The 15,324-nt window shown below is 65.2% G+C and carries 14 protein-coding genes; 9 read left to right on the top strand and 5 right to left on the bottom strand.

Going from position 1 to position 15,324, the window contains the following annotated elements:
- The first annotated feature begins 47 nt into the window (after positions 1 to 47).
- The 7 genes from ACO2Q9_RS13505 to ACO2Q9_RS13475 all read left to right on the top strand — a co-directional run bounded on the left by ACO2Q9_RS13505 (position 48) and on the right by ACO2Q9_RS13475 (position 7,454).
- Complete coding sequence (locus tag ACO2Q9_RS13505; protein ID WP_423312202.1) at positions 48 to 947, top strand: fatty acid desaturase; 900 nt, start codon at positions 48 to 50, stop codon at positions 945 to 947.
- 73 nt (positions 948 to 1,020) lie between these two features.
- The gene (locus ACO2Q9_RS13500) at positions 1,021 to 1,989 is read left to right on the top strand and encodes a Bug family tripartite tricarboxylate transporter substrate binding protein (RefSeq protein WP_423312200.1); all 969 of its coding nucleotides are present in this window, start codon (positions 1,021 to 1,023) and stop codon (positions 1,987 to 1,989) included.
- Positions 1,990 to 2,019: 30 nt separating this feature from the next.
- Positions 2,020 to 2,610 (top strand): HutD family protein, encoded by a 591-nt coding sequence (locus tag ACO2Q9_RS13495; protein ID WP_423312198.1) that lies wholly within the window; start codon positions 2,020 to 2,022, stop codon positions 2,608 to 2,610.
- Positions 2,607 to 3,848: an imidazolonepropionase gene (hutI, locus tag ACO2Q9_RS13490; protein ID WP_423312196.1), complete on the top strand. Its 1,242-nt coding sequence runs from the start codon at positions 2,607 to 2,609 to the stop codon at positions 3,846 to 3,848. Before ACO2Q9_RS13495 ends, hutI begins: the two co-directional genes overlap by 4 nt.
- A complete protein-coding gene (locus ACO2Q9_RS13485) occupies positions 3,845 to 5,260 on the top strand; it encodes a formimidoylglutamate deiminase (protein WP_423312194.1) in 1,416 nt (471 codons plus the stop codon). Before hutI ends, ACO2Q9_RS13485 begins: the two co-directional genes overlap by 4 nt.
- Complete coding sequence (gene hutG, locus ACO2Q9_RS13480; protein WP_423312192.1) at positions 5,257 to 6,078, top strand: N-formylglutamate deformylase; 822 nt, start codon at positions 5,257 to 5,259, stop codon at positions 6,076 to 6,078. The genes ACO2Q9_RS13485 and hutG overlap by 4 nt, the downstream gene beginning before the upstream one ends.
- Positions 6,079 to 6,080: 2 nt before the next feature.
- Positions 6,081 to 7,454 (top strand): FAD-binding oxidoreductase, encoded by a 1,374-nt coding sequence (locus ACO2Q9_RS13475; protein WP_423312189.1) that lies wholly within the window; start codon positions 6,081 to 6,083, stop codon positions 7,452 to 7,454.
- A gap of 79 nt (positions 7,455 to 7,533) precedes the next feature.
- Here ACO2Q9_RS13475 and htpX read toward each other — a convergent pair whose 3' ends face one another.
- The 4 genes from htpX to pyrC form a co-directional block, all read right to left on the bottom strand.
- Entirely contained in the window at positions 7,534 to 8,418 is an 885-nt protein-coding gene (htpX, locus tag ACO2Q9_RS13470) for a protease HtpX (protein ID WP_423312187.1), read from the bottom strand.
- 70 nt (positions 8,419 to 8,488) lie between these two features.
- Positions 8,489 to 9,166 carry a DUF3025 domain-containing protein gene (locus ACO2Q9_RS13465; protein WP_423312486.1) on the bottom strand — a complete coding sequence of 226 codons (678 nt, stop codon included), beginning with the start codon at positions 9,164 to 9,166 and terminating at the stop codon, positions 8,489 to 8,491.
- Between the two features lie 109 nt (positions 9,167 to 9,275).
- Complete coding sequence (locus ACO2Q9_RS13460) at positions 9,276 to 10,070, bottom strand: NYN domain-containing protein (RefSeq protein WP_423312185.1); 795 nt, start codon at positions 10,068 to 10,070, stop codon at positions 9,276 to 9,278.
- A gap of 68 nt (positions 10,071 to 10,138) precedes the next feature.
- Positions 10,139 to 11,182, bottom strand: coding sequence for a dihydroorotase (pyrC, locus tag ACO2Q9_RS13455; protein ID WP_423312183.1), 1,044 nt, complete (start codon positions 11,180 to 11,182; stop codon positions 10,139 to 10,141).
- Between the two features lie 105 nt (positions 11,183 to 11,287).
- On the opposite strand from pyrC, the gene ACO2Q9_RS13450 reads away from it, so the two are divergent.
- On the top strand, positions 11,288 to 12,100 hold the full coding sequence (locus tag ACO2Q9_RS13450) for an IclR family transcriptional regulator (protein WP_423312180.1): 813 nt from the start codon (positions 11,288 to 11,290) through the stop codon (positions 12,098 to 12,100).
- A gap of 25 nt (positions 12,101 to 12,125) precedes the next feature.
- Here ACO2Q9_RS13450 and ACO2Q9_RS13445 read toward each other — a convergent pair whose 3' ends face one another.
- Complete coding sequence (locus ACO2Q9_RS13445; protein ID WP_423312178.1) at positions 12,126 to 13,400, bottom strand: Zn-dependent hydrolase; 1,275 nt, start codon at positions 13,398 to 13,400, stop codon at positions 12,126 to 12,128.
- Positions 13,401 to 13,756: 356 nt separating this feature from the next.
- Between ACO2Q9_RS13445 and ACO2Q9_RS13440 the strand changes: the two genes are divergently transcribed.
- Positions 13,757 to 15,301, top strand: coding sequence for an ABC transporter substrate-binding protein (locus ACO2Q9_RS13440; RefSeq protein ID WP_423312485.1), 1,545 nt, complete (start codon positions 13,757 to 13,759; stop codon positions 15,299 to 15,301).
- Positions 15,302 to 15,324: the final 23 nt, after the last annotated feature.

Genomic DNA, 15,324 nt, shown 5'->3' with positions numbered 1-15,324 from the left:
CAGTGGACTGCCGTGATGCGCGCACCACAGAGCGGGAGACTTGAGCCATGGATCAGCAAAAATTCTGGGATCGCTACGAACTGCCGACCGTCGTACTCGGCCTCGCACTCTACGCATCGTGGCTCGCCCTCACCTGGTGGCATGCCTCCATTCCGGGCATCGTGCTCTTCCTGGCCGGCGGCTATGTCGTGCAGTGGCACTTCTCGCTGCAGCACGAAAGCATCCATGCCATGCGCAACTGGCCCGCGTGGCTACGCACCGCCTTCGTCTGGCCGCCGCTCGGCCTGTGGATGCCCTACCCCATCTACAACAAGAGCCACAGCACGCACCACGTCAACTTCCACCTCACGCACCCGCAGCGCGACACCGAGAGCAACTATCAGATGCAGGGCATGTGGCCGCCGAAGAACCGGTTGCAGTACCACATCGTCATGCTCAACCAGACACTGTGGTTCCGCCTGGTCTTCGGTCCCTTCATACGCCTGTGGAAACTTGCGAAGAAGGAAACCCTGCGTGTCATGTCCGGTGACTACTCCCATCTGCCGCACTGGGGTGCGCACGTAGTGAGCCTCACCGTCATCCTGTACTGGGTGCTGGTGGTGTGCGACATGCCGCTGTGGAAGTACCTGGTGTGCTTCGCATGGCCCGGCATGTCGCTGGGCATGCTGCGTACCTTCACCGAGCACCGCTGGGGCGAGAAGCCGATGGAGCGCGTGGCCATCGTGGAGTCGAACACGGTCATGGGCGTCCTTTTCCTCTACAACAACCTGCACCTCGTGCACCACCGCCAGCCGACGCTGCCCTGGTACCGCATCCGCCGCAGGTTCATCGACAACCGCGAGGAGATGCTCGCGACCAACAGCAACTTCTACTACCGTGGCTATCTGCAGATCGCCCGGCTCTTCATGTTCAGGCCCGTGTTCGACCCCGCGCATCCGCACTGGTAGCCGCACCGGCCTTCCCGTTCCATCCCCGTCCTCCCGTCCCTTCGTCCTCAACTTTTTGCCGGAGTCTCCCGTCATGAAATTTCCCTCCACCCGCCTCGCCGCCGCACTCGGCGCGCTGCTCGTCGCCGCTGCAGCGCACGCGCAGGACTATCCCGTGAAGACCATCCACCTCGTCGTGCCCTACCCTGCCGGTGGCATCGCCGACAAGGTGGCGCGCGAAACTGCGGATGAGCTCGGAAAGCGCCTCAGCCAGCCCGTGGTCGTCGAGAACCGCTCGGGCGCTGCCGGCAACATCGGCTTCGACTACGTCGCGCGCCAGCCGGCCGACGGCTACACGCTGCTGCTCGCACCCGCGTCCAACCTGACGGTGCAACCCGCGCTGTTCAAGACGCTGTCCTATGACCTCGAGAAGGACTTCACGCCCGTCTCGCTGCTGGTGCTCACGCCGCAGGTGCTGCTGGTGCATCCGAGCGTGCCCGCCTCGAATCCGAAGGAACTCATCGAGTACTCGAAGAAGAACCCCGGCAAGGTCAATTTCGGCGTGAGCCTGGGCGCTTACTCGCACCTCGCCGGTGAGCTGCTCAAGACGCAGGCCGGCGCCGACTTCACGGCCATCCCCTACCAGGGCGCGGCTCCGGCCATGAATGACCTGCTGTCGGGCCAGACGCAGTTCATCTTCAACGAAGTGATCACGGCCATCCCGAACGTGCAGGCCGGCAAGCTCAAGCCGCTGGCCGTCGCCTACAAGACGCGCGCGCCCTGGCTGCCGAACGTGCCGACCTTCGCCGAGGTGGGCTTCCCCGGTTTCGAGGTGACCTCGTGGTACGCCGTGGTCGCACGCAGCGGCACGCCCAAGCCGGTGATCGACAAGATTTCCAGGGAAATGGCCGCCATCATGCAGAGCCCCGAATTCAAGAAGCGCTATGACGCCATCGGCGCCTTCACCGTCGGCAGCACGCCGGAGGAACTCGGCACCTTCATCAAGTCCGAGACGGTCAAGTGGACTGCCGTGGTCAAGCAGGCAGGGATTCAACCTAACTGATCGCGCCATGAACCTGCGATCATGGACGGCATGACCGTCCACCACTTCGACGCTGCCGCCATCGACCCGACCCCCTGGAAAAACGGCGGCGGCGATACGCGCGAGGTGCTGTGCTGGCCGTCCGGCGCAGGCTTCGACACGTTCGACTGGCGCGTGAGCCTGGCCACCATCGCAAGCAGCGGGCCGTTCTCCAGCTTCCCGGGCATCGACCGCACGATCATGCTGATGGACGGGCAAGGTGTCCGGTTGCGTTCGAAGGACGACGGCATCGACCACCGGCTCGACACGCCGTGGGAGCCGTTCGCCTTTCCCGGTGAGGCGGCGATCTTCGGCAAACTGATGGACGGCACCACGACGGATTTCAACCTGATGGTGCGGCGTGGCCGTCTGCAGCCCCGGATCGAGATCCACCGCAAGGCCTTCAAGCTCGACGCGTCGAAGCACGGCTTCCTGATGTCGCTGTCGGGGACATGGCGTCTGGTGGTCGGCTCGGGCGACCTGCTCTGCCCGCCGCAACAGGGGCTGTGGTGGGCAGACACGCGGCATCACGTGAAAGCCGCGCCCGAAAGCAACGACGGTTCTGCAGCCATGCTGTCGATCCGGCTGGAGCCCGTCACATGACCCACCATTCGACGCGCCATTTTTCCGATGCGCCTTCCGCCGATGGCCTGTGGACCGGCGTGAACCTGCATGACGCGGGCAGTAGCGGCAGCTGCGCCATTGCCGTGCAGGACGGCCGCGTTGCATGGGTCGGCACCGAAGCGGCGGTGCCGCCGGCTTTCGCCGCCATGCCCCGCCAGGATGCGAAGGGAGCCCTCGTGACGCCGGGTCTCGTGGATTGCCACACGCACCTCGTCTACGGCGGCCAGCGTGCCCATGAATTTGCGATGCGGCTGGCCGGCGCGAGCTACGAGGAAGTGGCGCGCGCTGGCGGCGGCATCGTCTCGAGCGTGCGTGCCACGCGCGAAGCGGGCGAAGACGAACTCTTCGACGCCGCATCGGCACGCCTTGCGAGCCTGCTGGCCGAAGGTGTGTGTGCCATCGAGATCAAGTCCGGCTACGGCCTCGCGCTGGAACATGAGCGCAAACAGTTGCGCGTAGCGCGCCGGCTGGGCGAGGCACATGGCGTCACGGTCCGCACGACCTTCCTCGGTGCGCATGCGCTGCCGCCGGAATATACCGGGCGCAGCAGCGATTACATCGACCTCGTGTGCGAGCAGATGCTGCCCGCGCTTGCTGCCGAGGAGCTCGTCGATGCGGTCGACGTGTTCTGCGAACGCATCGCGTTCTCCCTCGAAGAAACCGAGCGCGTCTTCAAGGCCGCGAAGGCGCTCGGCCTGCCCGTCAAGCTGCATGCGGAACAGCTCTCCGACATGGACGGCGCTGCACTGGCCGCGCGCTACGGCGCGCTGTCGTGCGACCACATCGAGCACCTGTCGCACAAGGGCATCGACGCGATGCGCGAGGCCGGTACCGTGGCCGTGCTGCTGCCGGGCGCTTACTACACGCTGCGCGACACGCAGCTGCCGCCCATCGACGCGCTGCGCGCTGCCGGTGTGCCGATGGCCGTGTCCACCGACCACAACCCCGGCACCTCGCCCGCGCTCAGCCTGCTGCTGATGGTGAACATGGCGTGCACGCTGTTCCGGCTCACGGTGCCGGAAGCGATTGCCGGTGTCACGCAACACGCCGCGCGCGCGCTGGGGCTGCAGGACACGCACGGCCGCATCGAAGCCGGCATGCCCGCCAACTTCGTTCTGTGGAACCTGAAGGACGCCGCCGAGCTCGCCTACTGGTTCGGCCAGCGCCCGGTACGCGCCGTGGTGCGGCAGGGTCGTATCGCGGAGGGCGCGCTGTGACGCAGTCCATCTTCGCCGCCGACGCCCTGCTGCCCACCGGCTGGGCGCGCAATGTGCTGATCGAATGGGACAACGCCGGCCACATCACGGGTGTCCGTGCAATCGGCGATGTGCCCGCCCCTGCAGGCGTCACGCGCGCTATCGGCCCGCTGCTGCCCGGCATGCCCAACCTGCATTCGCATGCCTTCCAGCGCGGCTTCGCGGGCCTGACGGAATTCCGCGGCCCCGGCAACGGCGCGCAGGACAGCTTCTGGAGCTGGCGCGAGCTGATGTACCGCTTCGCGCTGCGGCTGGACCCGGCGCAGATGGAAGCCATCGCCACCTGGCTGTATGCCGAGATGCTCGAAGCCGGCTACACCGGCGTGTGCGAGTTCCAGTACGTGCACCATGCGCCCGACGGCATGCCGTATGCCGACGACGCAGCGATGAGCCACGCGTTGCTGGCTGCCGCGCGCAACACCGGCATCGGCCTCACGCTGCTGCCCGTGCTCTACCAGACCAGTGGCTTCGGTGCGTTGCCGCCGACCGAAGGACAACGCCGCTTCATCCGTTCCACCGAATCGATGCTGCGCCTGCTCGACACCTTGCATCCGGTCTGTGTCGCACAAGGCGCGCGCCTCGGCCTCGCACCGCATTCGCTGCGGGCCGTACCGCCCGATGCCCTGCGCGAAGCGCTGGCCGGGCTCGACGCCATCGACAACACCGCGCCCATCCACATCCACATCGCCGAACAGACACGCGAAGTGGACGATTGCATCGCCTGGAGCGGCCAGCGCCCCGTTGCCTGGCTGCTCGACCACGCACCGGTGAACGCACGCTGGTGCCTCGTGCATGCCACGCACATGAGTCCCGGCGAATACCTGCGGGCAGGCAAGAGCGGTGCGGTCGCCGGCCTGTGCCCGACCACCGAAGCCAACCTGGGCGACGGGTTGTTCGACTTCTCCGCCTGGCGTGCAGCCGGCGGCGTGTGGGGCATCGGCTCGGACAGCCACGCCACCGTCAACGCGGCCGAAGAACTCATGCTGCTCGAATACGGCCAGCGCCTGCTGACCCGGCGCCGCAATGTCGCGCCCGCCACGCGCGACGACGCGCACCCGCAGACCGCCACCGAGCTCACGCTGGGTGCCGTGCAGGGTGGCGCGCAGGCCTCGGGCCGTGAGACGCGCGGCATCGCGCCCGGCCAGCAGGCAGATTTCGTCGTGCTCGACGCGAACCATTGCGCGCTGGCGGGACTCGAAGCGCCCGACATGCTCTCCGCACACATCTTCGCCAGCCACCGCACCTCCGCCATCGACAGCGTGTGGGTGAATGGCCGGCCGCGCGTGCAGGGCGGGCGGCATGCGCTGCACAATGAAGCCAAGGCCGCTTTCGTCGCGGCGCGTTCGCAACTCCTCGCGTCCCCGAACCCATGAGTTTCTCCACCACCGAGCCGCCGTTCCGCTTCCGTGCAGGCACGAGTCCCCTGCTCATCTCGATGCCGCACGTCGGCACGCATGTGCCGTCCGCTCTGGCCGCGCGCTTCACACCCGAGGCGCGCGAAGTGCACGACACCGATTGGCATCTGGAGCAGCTCTACGATTTCGCCGACGAGCTCGGCGCATCGGTGCTCGTCGCCACGCATTCGCGCTATGTGATCGACCTGAACCGGCCGCCCGACGGCGCAAGCCTCTACCCCGGCCAGAGCGTCACGGGCCTGTGCCCGGTGGACACCTTCAACGGCACGCCGATCTACGCACACGGGCAAGTGCCTGGCGAGGTGGAGATCGCACAGCGCCGGGAAGCGATCTGGGAACCGTACCACCGCAAGCTCGCGCTCGAACTGTCGGTGCTGCGTGCCGCGCATGGCATCGCGCTGCTGTGGGACGCACACTCCATCCGCTCGGTGGTGCCGCGCTTTTTCACCGGCACGCTGCCGGACTTCAACCTGGGCACCAACAAGGGCGCCAGTTGCGACACCCTGCTGGAGCAGGTGGTGTTCGATGCCGCGCAACAGGCCGCGCCCGGCTACACCTCGGTGCTCAACGGTCGCTTCACCGGCGGCTACATCACGCGCAACTACGGCGTGCCGGAAAAGGGCGTGCATGCCATCCAGCTGGAGATGACACAGTCGAGCTACATGCAGGAGCGCATGCCGTTCAACTACCTCAAGGGCACGGCGCGCGGCGTGCAGGTGCACCTGCGCCGCATGCTCGAAACCGCGCTGGGTTTCGCGTACGCCAGCAAGGGTTGAAGATGTTTCTTGCTGAACTCGTCGAAGCCCTCGGCGCCGACGCCGTCTCCACCGGCGAAGCCATCGCACCGCGCCATCGCACCGACTGGAGCGGCGTATCGCCGGCCCTGCCGCTGGCGCTCCTGCGGCCGCGCAACACCGGACAGGTCAGTGCCGCACTGCGCCTCTGCACGAAGCACGGCGTGCCGGTGGTACCGCAAGGGGGCCTGACCGGTCTGGCGGGCGGCGCCGTGCCGCGACCGGATGCCGTCGCACTGTCGCTCGACCGCATGAATGCCATCGAATCCATCGACGTCGCCGCGTCCACCATGACGGTACAGGCCGGCGCCACATTGCAGGCCGTGCACGAAGCGGCTGCAGCCAAAGGCCTGCTGTTCGGTGTGGACCTGGGCGCGCGTGGCTCCTGCCAGATCGGTGGCAACCTCGCCACCAACGCGGGTGGCAATGGCGTGCTGCAGTTCGGCATGATGCGCGAGCAGACCCTCGGCCTCGAAGCCGTGCTGGCCGATGGCCGCGTGCTGCCGATGATGCGGCCCATGCAGAAGAACAACACGGGCTACGACCTCAAACAACTCTTCATTGGTGCCGAGGGCACGCTGGGCGTGATCACGCGCGCGGTGTTGCGCCTGCATCCGCTGCCCCGCACACGGGCCACCATGCTGGTGGCGCTGCCCACGTTCGACGCGGCGCTGGAGCTGCTGGGCCGCCTGCATGCACGCTTCAGCGGCTCGGTGTCGGCCTTCGAGCTCATGTGGCGCGACTTCGTCGCCGCATCGCTGAAATGGCAGTCGCTGCGCGAGCCATTCGATGACGTGCACCCGTTCATCGTGCTCACGGAAATTTCGGGAAGCAATGAAGCGGCGCTTGCAGCCGCGCTGGAAGAAGAACTCGGCTCGGCCATGGAAGCGGGCCTCGTGCTCGACGCGGCCATCGCGCAATCGCAGGCACAGGCACGCTCGTTCTGGAAGATCCGCGAAGCCACCGCCGAACTGCCGACGAACATGCACCCGCCACTCAACTTCGACGTGAGCCTGCCCATGGCCGACATCGGCCGCTTCGCCGCCGCCTGCCGCGCGGCGCTGGACGCACGCTGGCCCGGCAACATCTCGGTCTTCTTCGGCCACATCGGCGACAGCAACCTGCATCTCTCCACCGACATGTCCACGGTGGACGGCAGCGAGCACGACGTCGAAGCCATCGTCTACGGCGAGGTCGAGAAGTTCAGCGGCAGCGTGTCTGCAGAACACGGCATCGGCCTGCACAAGAAACCCTGGCTCGGCGTGAGCCGTACGCCAGATGAGCTTGAAGCCATGCGCTCGATCAAGCTCGCGCTCGATCCGCTCGGGCTGATGAACCCCGGCAAGGTGTTCGACTGAACCCGCGCCAATGAAAAAGCCCCGGGCTTTCGACCGGGGCTTCCATCGGCGCACAACGCGCCGGAGCAGCGTGCAGCACTTACTGCCGGCCGGCCCCCGCGCTTTGCAGCGCGGCAATGCGCTCTTCGATCGGCGGGTGCGTCGCGAACAGCTTGCCGATGCCACCCGTGATGCCCATGGCTTCCACCGCCTTGGGCAGTTCACCCGCCGGCAGGCCACCCAGACGGGCCAGGGCGTTGATCATCGGCTGGCGGCGGCCCATCAGCTGCGCGGCACCTGCATCGGCGCGGAATTCGCGCTGGCGCGAGAACCAGGCCACGATCATGGCGGCGACAAAACCGAGCACGATGTCCAGCACGATGGTGGTCACGTAGTAGCCGATGCCGGGGCCGGAGTTGTTGTCGCTGCCGCGGCGCAGGAACGAGTCGACAAAGTAGCCGATCACGCGGCTGAGGAACACGACGAAGGTGTTCATCACGCCCTGGATCAGCGTCATGGTGACCATGTCGCCGTTGGCGATGTGCGCGACCTCGTGGCCGAGCACGGCTTCGACTTCCTCACGCGTCATGCCCTGCAGCAGGCCGGTGGACACGGCGACGAGCGCCGAGTTCTTGAATGCGCCCGTGGCGAACGCGTTCGGTGCGCCTTCGAAGATGCCGACTTCGGGCATGCCGATGTTGGCCTGGTTGGCCAGCTTCTCGACGGTCTGCACGATCCAGGCTTCATCCGCGTTCTGCGGTTGCTGGATGATGCGCACGCCAGCCGTCCACTTGGCCATGGGCTTGCTGATCAGCAGCGAGATGATGGCACCACCGAAGCCCATGATGGCCGCGAACCCCAGCAGTGCGGTGAGGTTGAGGCCGTTGGCGGTAAGGTAGCGGTTGACGCCCAGCAGGCTGGCGACGATGCCGAGCACCACCACCACCGCGAGGTTGGTCATGACAAACAGGACGATGCGTTTCATAGCGTTGGAATTCTCCGTGGGTCAAAAAGGGAATCACCCTGGCCGGAAGATGGGAGCGATCCGCTCCGAATCAAGCCGTGCCGTCCGCAGAATTTGCCTGTTGTGCCTGTTTTTCCGGCGCCCTGCGAGGGCGGAATACTGAAGAGTCATCATAGAACGAAAAGTTCTGGTTTCCGTGACACCAGCCGGGGATGCCCAGCACCGGCAACGGGGTGAAAGGTTTGGTGCGCAGCCAGTCGACATCGGCAAGTCTTTCGGCGAGCCACGCGTCCGTTGCCGGAGCGTCGGCCGGCGCATCCGACAGCAACACATGCGCCGTGAGCGGCTTGCGCGGCGAAACGGCCAGTTGCTCCAGCAACGCGTGCCCGAAGATGGTGAAGCGCGCCTCGGCCCAGAGCGGACGCAGGTCGATGAACAGCTTTTTCCATTCGCGCGCTTCGAGCGCGTTCCATAGCGCCGGCGGTGCATGCAGCACCGCGCCGTTCTCGTCGAAGAGCGTCAACGCGTCGCGAAGCGGCCCGCGCGCGGAGCCCACACCGTGCCGTTCGATCTCGCCCGCCTGCAGAAGGTTGATGCATTTCTTGGTCTGTGGCGACGTGAGCCAGACAACGCCATTGAAAAAGTCGTGGAGGTTTTCTCGGGTAGGCACAGTTCCGGTCCGATAGATGAAGCCCTCATAAGACTCATCGGCCGGCAACAAGGATTGGGAAACAAAGCGAACGCGCGTCTGGGAATCGTTCAATGCCACATGCAGCGGGATATCCGACGCCCATGCTGAAGCGATTTGCTCTCCTGCTGCAAACGGTCTCAGCCAGGCAGGAGACTGCGATGTCTTGAACAACGCCGACAAATCCACATCACGTTGGGGGCAAGATGTACCGGACACGATTCGGCTGCTTCGATGGCATCAGTTCGAAGTGGTGAGGAAACTTGCTGAACAGCTTCGTTGAGCTTCCGGTCTTTGAAAGCAGCTTGTGGTCGTGCAAGGCTTTGACAACCTCGCCGAGGGAGTGCTCATTCCCAGCTTTCAGCGAAGGGACGGCGCTCAGGATTTGCTGTACTTTCACTTGGCCGCTTGCCGCCGTGCTTTTCACTGGTGCCGTCTTTTTGGCTGGCACCTTCTTTGTCGCTGCCTTTTTTGCAGGGGCCGCTTTTACGGAAGCTTTTTTTACGGCAGCCTTTGGCGCGGGCGCGGGAGTCGAGGTTGCCGAATCGTCGAGAGCAGCATCGGGCGACGCATCCTCGCCAACGAACATCACGTCATCGTAGGCATCCACTGCTTCAGCGGCCATCTTGCCTCGCTCGGATACACAGATCACGCGAATACCACGTTCGCGCAGACGCACGACCAGCGGAACAAAGTCCGCGTCACCCGACCCGATCGCGATGGTCGCCGGGCAAGGAGATTGATATGAGAGCTCCATCACATCGACAGCCAAAGCAACATCCGTCGTGTTCTTTGACAAGGACATGTTCAGGAAGGGCCGTACCAAGTGCAACTTGAGTACATCGGACAGGTGCCTCAGATTTTCGGCGCTGCCGTATGCACGCCGCCAACCCACAGGGCCAACTTCGGCTTCCAATAGGCGAAAAGCCTCTTCCACAGAGGCCGCAGCACACAAGTTATCCGCATCTATGACAAATGCAAGCACTTCTACCTCCCTCATCAACTCCAGACGACGGAACTGCGGTCGCCCTTTTCACACAGTAGATCCCGCCTTCAGTCCACCAGCTTCCAATGCACCTGCTCACCCCCGCGCAGCGGCTTGAGTTCCGCTTCGCCGAACGGCACGGTCTCCGGCACGGTCCAGCTTTCGCGGCGCAGGGTGATCTTGTCGGTATTGCGCGGCAGGCCGTAGAAGTCCGGGCCGTTGAAGCTGGCGAAGGCTTCGAGTTTGTCGAGCTTGCCGACGTTGTCGAAGGCTTCGGCGTACAGCTCGACGGCAGTGAGTGCGGTGTAGCAGCCGGCGCAGCCGAATGCATGCTCCTTCAGCAACGCGGGGTGCGGGGCGCTGTCGGTGCCGAGGAAGAAGCGGTCGCTGCCGCTGGTGGCGGCTTCGACCAGCGCGACGCGATGCGTCTCGCGCTTGAGCACGGGCAGGCAGTAGTAGTGCGGGCGGATGCCGCCGGTGAAGATGGCGTTGCGGTTGTAGAGCAGGTGATGCGCCGTGATGGTGGCAGCGCTGTACTTGCCCGCATCACGTACATAGTGCGCGCCCTCTTTCGTCGTCAGGTGTTCGAAGACGACCTTGAGCTCGGGGAAGTCCTTGCGCAGCGGAATCATCACGCGGTCGATGAACACGGCTTCGCGGTCGAACAGGTCGATGGACGGATCCGTCACTTCGCCATGCACCAGCAGCAGCAGGCCGTGCTTCTGCATGGCTTCGAGCGTCTTGTAGGTCTTGCGGATGTCGGTCACGCCGGCATCGCTGTTCGTGGTCGCGCCCGCCGGGTAAAGCTTGAGTGCGACGACGCCGGCCGCCTTCGCATTCGCGATCTCTTCGGGCGGCAACAGGTCGGTGAGATAGAGCGACATCAGCGGTTCGAACTTCACGCCTTGTGGCACGGCGGCGAGGATCCGCTCGCGATACGCCGTGGCCAGCGCGGCGGTGGTAACCGGCGGACGCAGGTTGGGCATGATCAGTGCGCGACCGAACTGGCGTGCGCTCGCGGGCACGACCGAGGCCATCGGCGCGCCGTCGCGCACGTGCAGGTGCCAGTCGTCGGGGCGGGTGAGGGTCAGCGTCTGGAAGTCGGAAGTCATGAGGCCGGATTGTCCCACTGTCGCTGGATGGGACTTTTTTCGTGACATGCGGCAAAGCCGCTTCCGTTTCCCTAGAATCGATAGTCGATTCCGTGATTGACGACTATGGCGACCCGCAAATCCAACACCAAGAGCACCGCCGCCGCGACACGTGACGCCGATCCGCTGTTCAACCAGTCCCTCGAGAAAGGGCTGGCTGCGCTGCAGGCGTTCGACGCGGCGCATCGCAGCCTGACCCTGTCCGACGTGGCCGAACTCGCCGGCATGACCAAGGGCTCGGCCCAGCGCACCATCCACACGCTGCAGAAGCTCGGCTACGTGGCCAAGCACCCGCAGACCAAGCGCTTCCAGTTGCAGCCCAAGGTCATCGGCCTGGGCTTCAACTACATCGCGGGCAACCCGCTGATCCAGGCCGCCAACCCGTACATGGCGCAGCTTGCGAATGCCAGCGGCGAAACCGCGCACGTCACCGAACCGGTGGGCACCGACATGGTGTACGTCGCGCAGCTGCTCACGCCGAAATTCATCCCGGTGCTGACGCCCGTGGGCATGCGCATCCCGATGTACTGCACCAGTTCGGGCCGTGCTTACCTGAGCCGCCTCCCGGCGGCCGAGGCGAAGGCGATCCTGGAAGCCTCGCACCGCGAAGCGCGCACGCATGCGACCCTGACCAGCGTATCGGCCATCATGGAACGCATTGCCGAGTGCCGGCACATGGGCTACGCGTACAACCAGGAAGAGCTGTTCCTCGGCGACCAGGGCATTGCCGCGCCGATCGTCTCGCGCTCGGGGCAGGCGGTGGGTGCGGTGCACCTGTCGCCACCGACGAGCCGCTGGACAATGGACGAGGCCAGGAAAAAGCTCGCGCCGCTGGTGATCGAGTGCGCACGGGCGATCTCGAGTTCGCTCGCGCACTGAAGCGCACGGCGGCGCACGGCGCGAGCTAACCCCGCGATTCCACACCGGCCATTGCCAGCATTGCGCGCAGCAACACGTTGCCGCCTGCGGTGATGTGCTCGGGCAGCGCGTCTTCTATCTCGTTGTGGCTGATGCCGTTCTTGCAGGGCACGAAGATCATGCCGGCCGGCGCGACCTGCGCGACATACACCGCGTCGTGGCCTGCGCCGCTGACGACATCCATGTGCGCAAGGCCCAGCTCCTGCGCCGCCTGGCGCACGCTGCTCACGCATGCGGCGTCGAAGGCGCAGGGTTCGAACTTGACCACCTGTTTGATCTCCACGTCGCACTTGCAGCCCGCGGCGATCGCGGGGAAAGACGCGCGCATCGCCGCGTCCATGCGGTCGAGCCCGTCCTGCGCCGCGTTGCGGAAGTCGACGCTGAACGACACTGCGCCGGGAATCACGTTGCGTGAGTTGGGCTTGACGTTCACATAACCCACCGTGCCGCGGCCGTGCGGCGCTTCGGCAAGCGCAATGCGGTTGACCTCATCGATCATGCGGGCCGAGGCCAGCATGGCGTCGTGGCGCAGCGGCATCGGCGTCGGTCCGGCGTGTGCGTCCATGCCGGTCACGGTCACGTCGTACCACTGCTGGCCCAGGGCACCGCTGACGATACCGATGGGCAGTTGCGCATCCTCGAGCACCGGGCCCTGTTCGATGTGCGCCTCGAAGTAGCCCGCGTACATGCCGCCGGGCACATCGCCGCAGGCCTGCTCACCCCGGTACTGGATGCGCGCCAGCTCATCCCCGACGGTCGCGCCGCCCACATCCTTCTGGCTGCGGATGAAGTCCGGCGCGAACACACCGGCAAAGGCGCCCGAGCCCATCATCACAGGCGTGAAGCGCGAACCTTCCTCGTTGGTCCACACCACGACCTCCAGCGGCGCGCGCGTGCGGATGCCCTGGTCGTTGAGTGTGCGCATCACCTCCAGTCCGGCCAGCACGCCGAAATTGCCGTCGAACTTGCCGCCTGTGGGCTGTGTATCTATATGACTGCCGGTGGCCACCGCGCGCGCGGCGGGGTCGGTGCCATCACGGCGCGCAAAGATGTTGCCGACTTCGTCGATGCGCACGGCAAGGCCTGCGGCCTTGCACCAGGCGACAAACTGGTCACGGCCTGCGCGGTCGCCGTCGGTCAGGGCGATGCGGCAGACACCACCTTTGGGCGTCGCACCAATTTGAGCCAGATCCATCAGCGACGCCCAAAGGCGCGCACCGTCGATGCTCGGAAGAAGGGAGGAAGCGGCTTCGGGTTTCATGGGGTTACCTCGGATGGCGCTGCCAAGCAATTTCCGGGCTCAAACATTCAGAACAAATCGATTGAACACCCTATCGAATCGATTATCGATTTGTTTAGCAGCATAAATTATCAATTTACTCGCAAATTAATTTTATTGAATCGCTTATCGATATCAAGTGGCTGATATGGCATACCGCTTGCTAGAGGCTGGCACCCGGGCTTTTCATTTCTACAACCACCTCAGGAGCTGCCGTGAATCGTGCCATCGTCCGCCCCCTTACGTTGAAAAAGGCCACTGCGGCCAGTGCCATCGCCCTCGCCATCGCCGGCGTCTTCGCACCCGCCCATGCGCAGGAAAAGACACTGCGCATCGCCATGACCGCTGCCGACATTCCCCGTACGCTGGGCCAGCCTGACCAGGGCTTCGAAGGCAACCGCTTCACCGGCATTCCCATCTACGACGCGCTGACGCACTGGGACCTGTCCAAGTCCGACTCGGCCAGCGTGCTGATCCCCGGCCTCGCCACCTCGTGGGCCGTGGATGCCAAGGACAAGACCAAGTGGGTCTTCAAGCTTCGCCCCGGCGTCAAGTTCCATGACGGCTCGGCGCTCAACGCCGACGCCGTGGTGTGGAACGTCGACAAGGTGCTCAACAAGGATGCCGTGCAGTTCGATGCCAGCCAGGTCGGCGTGACGGCCTCGCGCATGCCGACGCTGCGCACCGCGAAGAAGATCGACGACCTCACCGTCGAGCTGACGACCAGCGAGCCGGACTCGTTCCTGCCCATCAACCTCACCAACCTGTTCATGGCTTCGCCCGCCGCATGGCAGAAGAAGTTCGATGCCGCTGCAGGCGCCACGCCGGCCGACAAGTCCAAGGCTGCATGGACCGCTTTCGCATCCGACCCGTCGGGCTCGGGCCCGTTCAAGGTGACGCGCTTCGTCGCCCGTGAACGCCTCGAACTCGCCGCCAACAAGACCTACTGGGACGCCAAGCGCGTGCCCAAGATCGACAAGGTCGTGCTGATGCCCATGCCCGAAGCCAACGCCCGCACGGCCGCGCTGCTCGGCGGTCAGGTCGACTGGATCGAAGCCCCTGCCCCTGACGCGATGGCACAGATCACCCAACGCGGCTTCAAGCTCTACAGCAACGCCCAGCCGCACGTGTGGCCGTGGCAGCTGTCGTTCGCCGACGGCTCGCCCTGGCTCGACAAGCGCGTGCGCCAGGCCGCCAACCTCTGCGTGGACCGCGCCGCCCTCAAGCAGCTGCTGGGCGGCATGATGGCCGAGCCCAAGGGCGTGGTCGCACCGGGACATCCGTGGTGGGGCAACCCCAAGTTCGACATCAAGTACGACGTGAAGGCCGCGCAGGCCCTCATGACGGCTGCCGGCCACACCGCCGCCAAACCGCTCAAGGTCAAGGTGCAGATCTCTGCATCCGGCTCAGGCCAGATGCAGCCGCTGCCCATGAACGAGTTCGTGCAGCAGTCGCTGAAGCAGTGCTTCTTCGACGTCGAGTTCGACGTGATCGAATGGAACACGCTGTTCACCAACTGGCGCAAGGGCACCAAGGATCCGTCGGCCAACGGCGCCAACGCCACCAACGTGAGCTTCGCCGCCATGGACCCGTTCTTCGCGATGGTGCGCTTCGTGTCGACCAAGACCTTCCCGCCGGTGTCGAACAACTGGGGCTACTACGGCAACGCCGAAGTCGACAAGCTGGTGGCCGATGCACGCACCGCCTTCGACGACAAGGCACGTGACGCCGCGCTCGCCAAGCTGCACGCCCACGTGGTGGAAGACGCGCCGTTCGTCTTCATCGCACACGACGTCGGCCCGCGCGCCATGTCGGCCAAGGTGAAAAACGTGGTGCAGCCGCGCAGCTGGTTCATCGACATCGCCACGATGACGATGGACTGACGTTTCGCGTCACCCACCGTGGG

The organism is Variovorax sp. VNK109 (genome assembly GCF_049445855.1).
In the GTDB taxonomy this organism is placed as follows: Bacteria; Pseudomonadota; Gammaproteobacteria; order Burkholderiales; family Burkholderiaceae_C; genus JAGOCV01.
This window is presented reverse-complemented; position numbering and strand designations above follow the sequence as displayed.

Coding starts and splice junctions, on each gene's coding strand:
- ACO2Q9_RS13475 (WP_423312189.1), top strand. CDS start 6,081: ATGTTTCTTGCTGAACTCGTCGAAGCCCTCGGCGCCGACGCCGTCTCC.
- ACO2Q9_RS13495 (WP_423312198.1), top strand. CDS start 2,020: ATGACCGTCCACCACTTCGACGCTGCCGCCATCGACCCGACCCCCTGG.
- pyrC (WP_423312183.1), bottom strand. CDS start 11,182: ATGACTTCCGACTTCCAGACGCTGACCCTCACCCGCCCCGACGACTGG.
- hutG (WP_423312192.1), top strand. CDS start 5,257: ATGAGTTTCTCCACCACCGAGCCGCCGTTCCGCTTCCGTGCAGGCACG.
- ACO2Q9_RS13445 (WP_423312178.1), bottom strand. CDS start 13,400: ATGAAACCCGAAGCCGCTTCCTCCCTTCTTCCGAGCATCGACGGTGCG.
- ACO2Q9_RS13505 (WP_423312202.1), top strand. CDS start 48: ATGGATCAGCAAAAATTCTGGGATCGCTACGAACTGCCGACCGTCGTA.
- hutI (WP_423312196.1), top strand. CDS start 2,607: ATGACCCACCATTCGACGCGCCATTTTTCCGATGCGCCTTCCGCCGAT.
- htpX (WP_423312187.1), bottom strand. CDS start 8,418: ATGAAACGCATCGTCCTGTTTGTCATGACCAACCTCGCGGTGGTGGTG.
- ACO2Q9_RS13500 (WP_423312200.1), top strand. CDS start 1,021: ATGAAATTTCCCTCCACCCGCCTCGCCGCCGCACTCGGCGCGCTGCTC.
- ACO2Q9_RS13440 (WP_423312485.1), top strand. CDS start 13,757: ATGACCGCTGCCGACATTCCCCGTACGCTGGGCCAGCCTGACCAGGGC.
- ACO2Q9_RS13450 (WP_423312180.1), top strand. CDS start 11,288: ATGGCGACCCGCAAATCCAACACCAAGAGCACCGCCGCCGCGACACGT.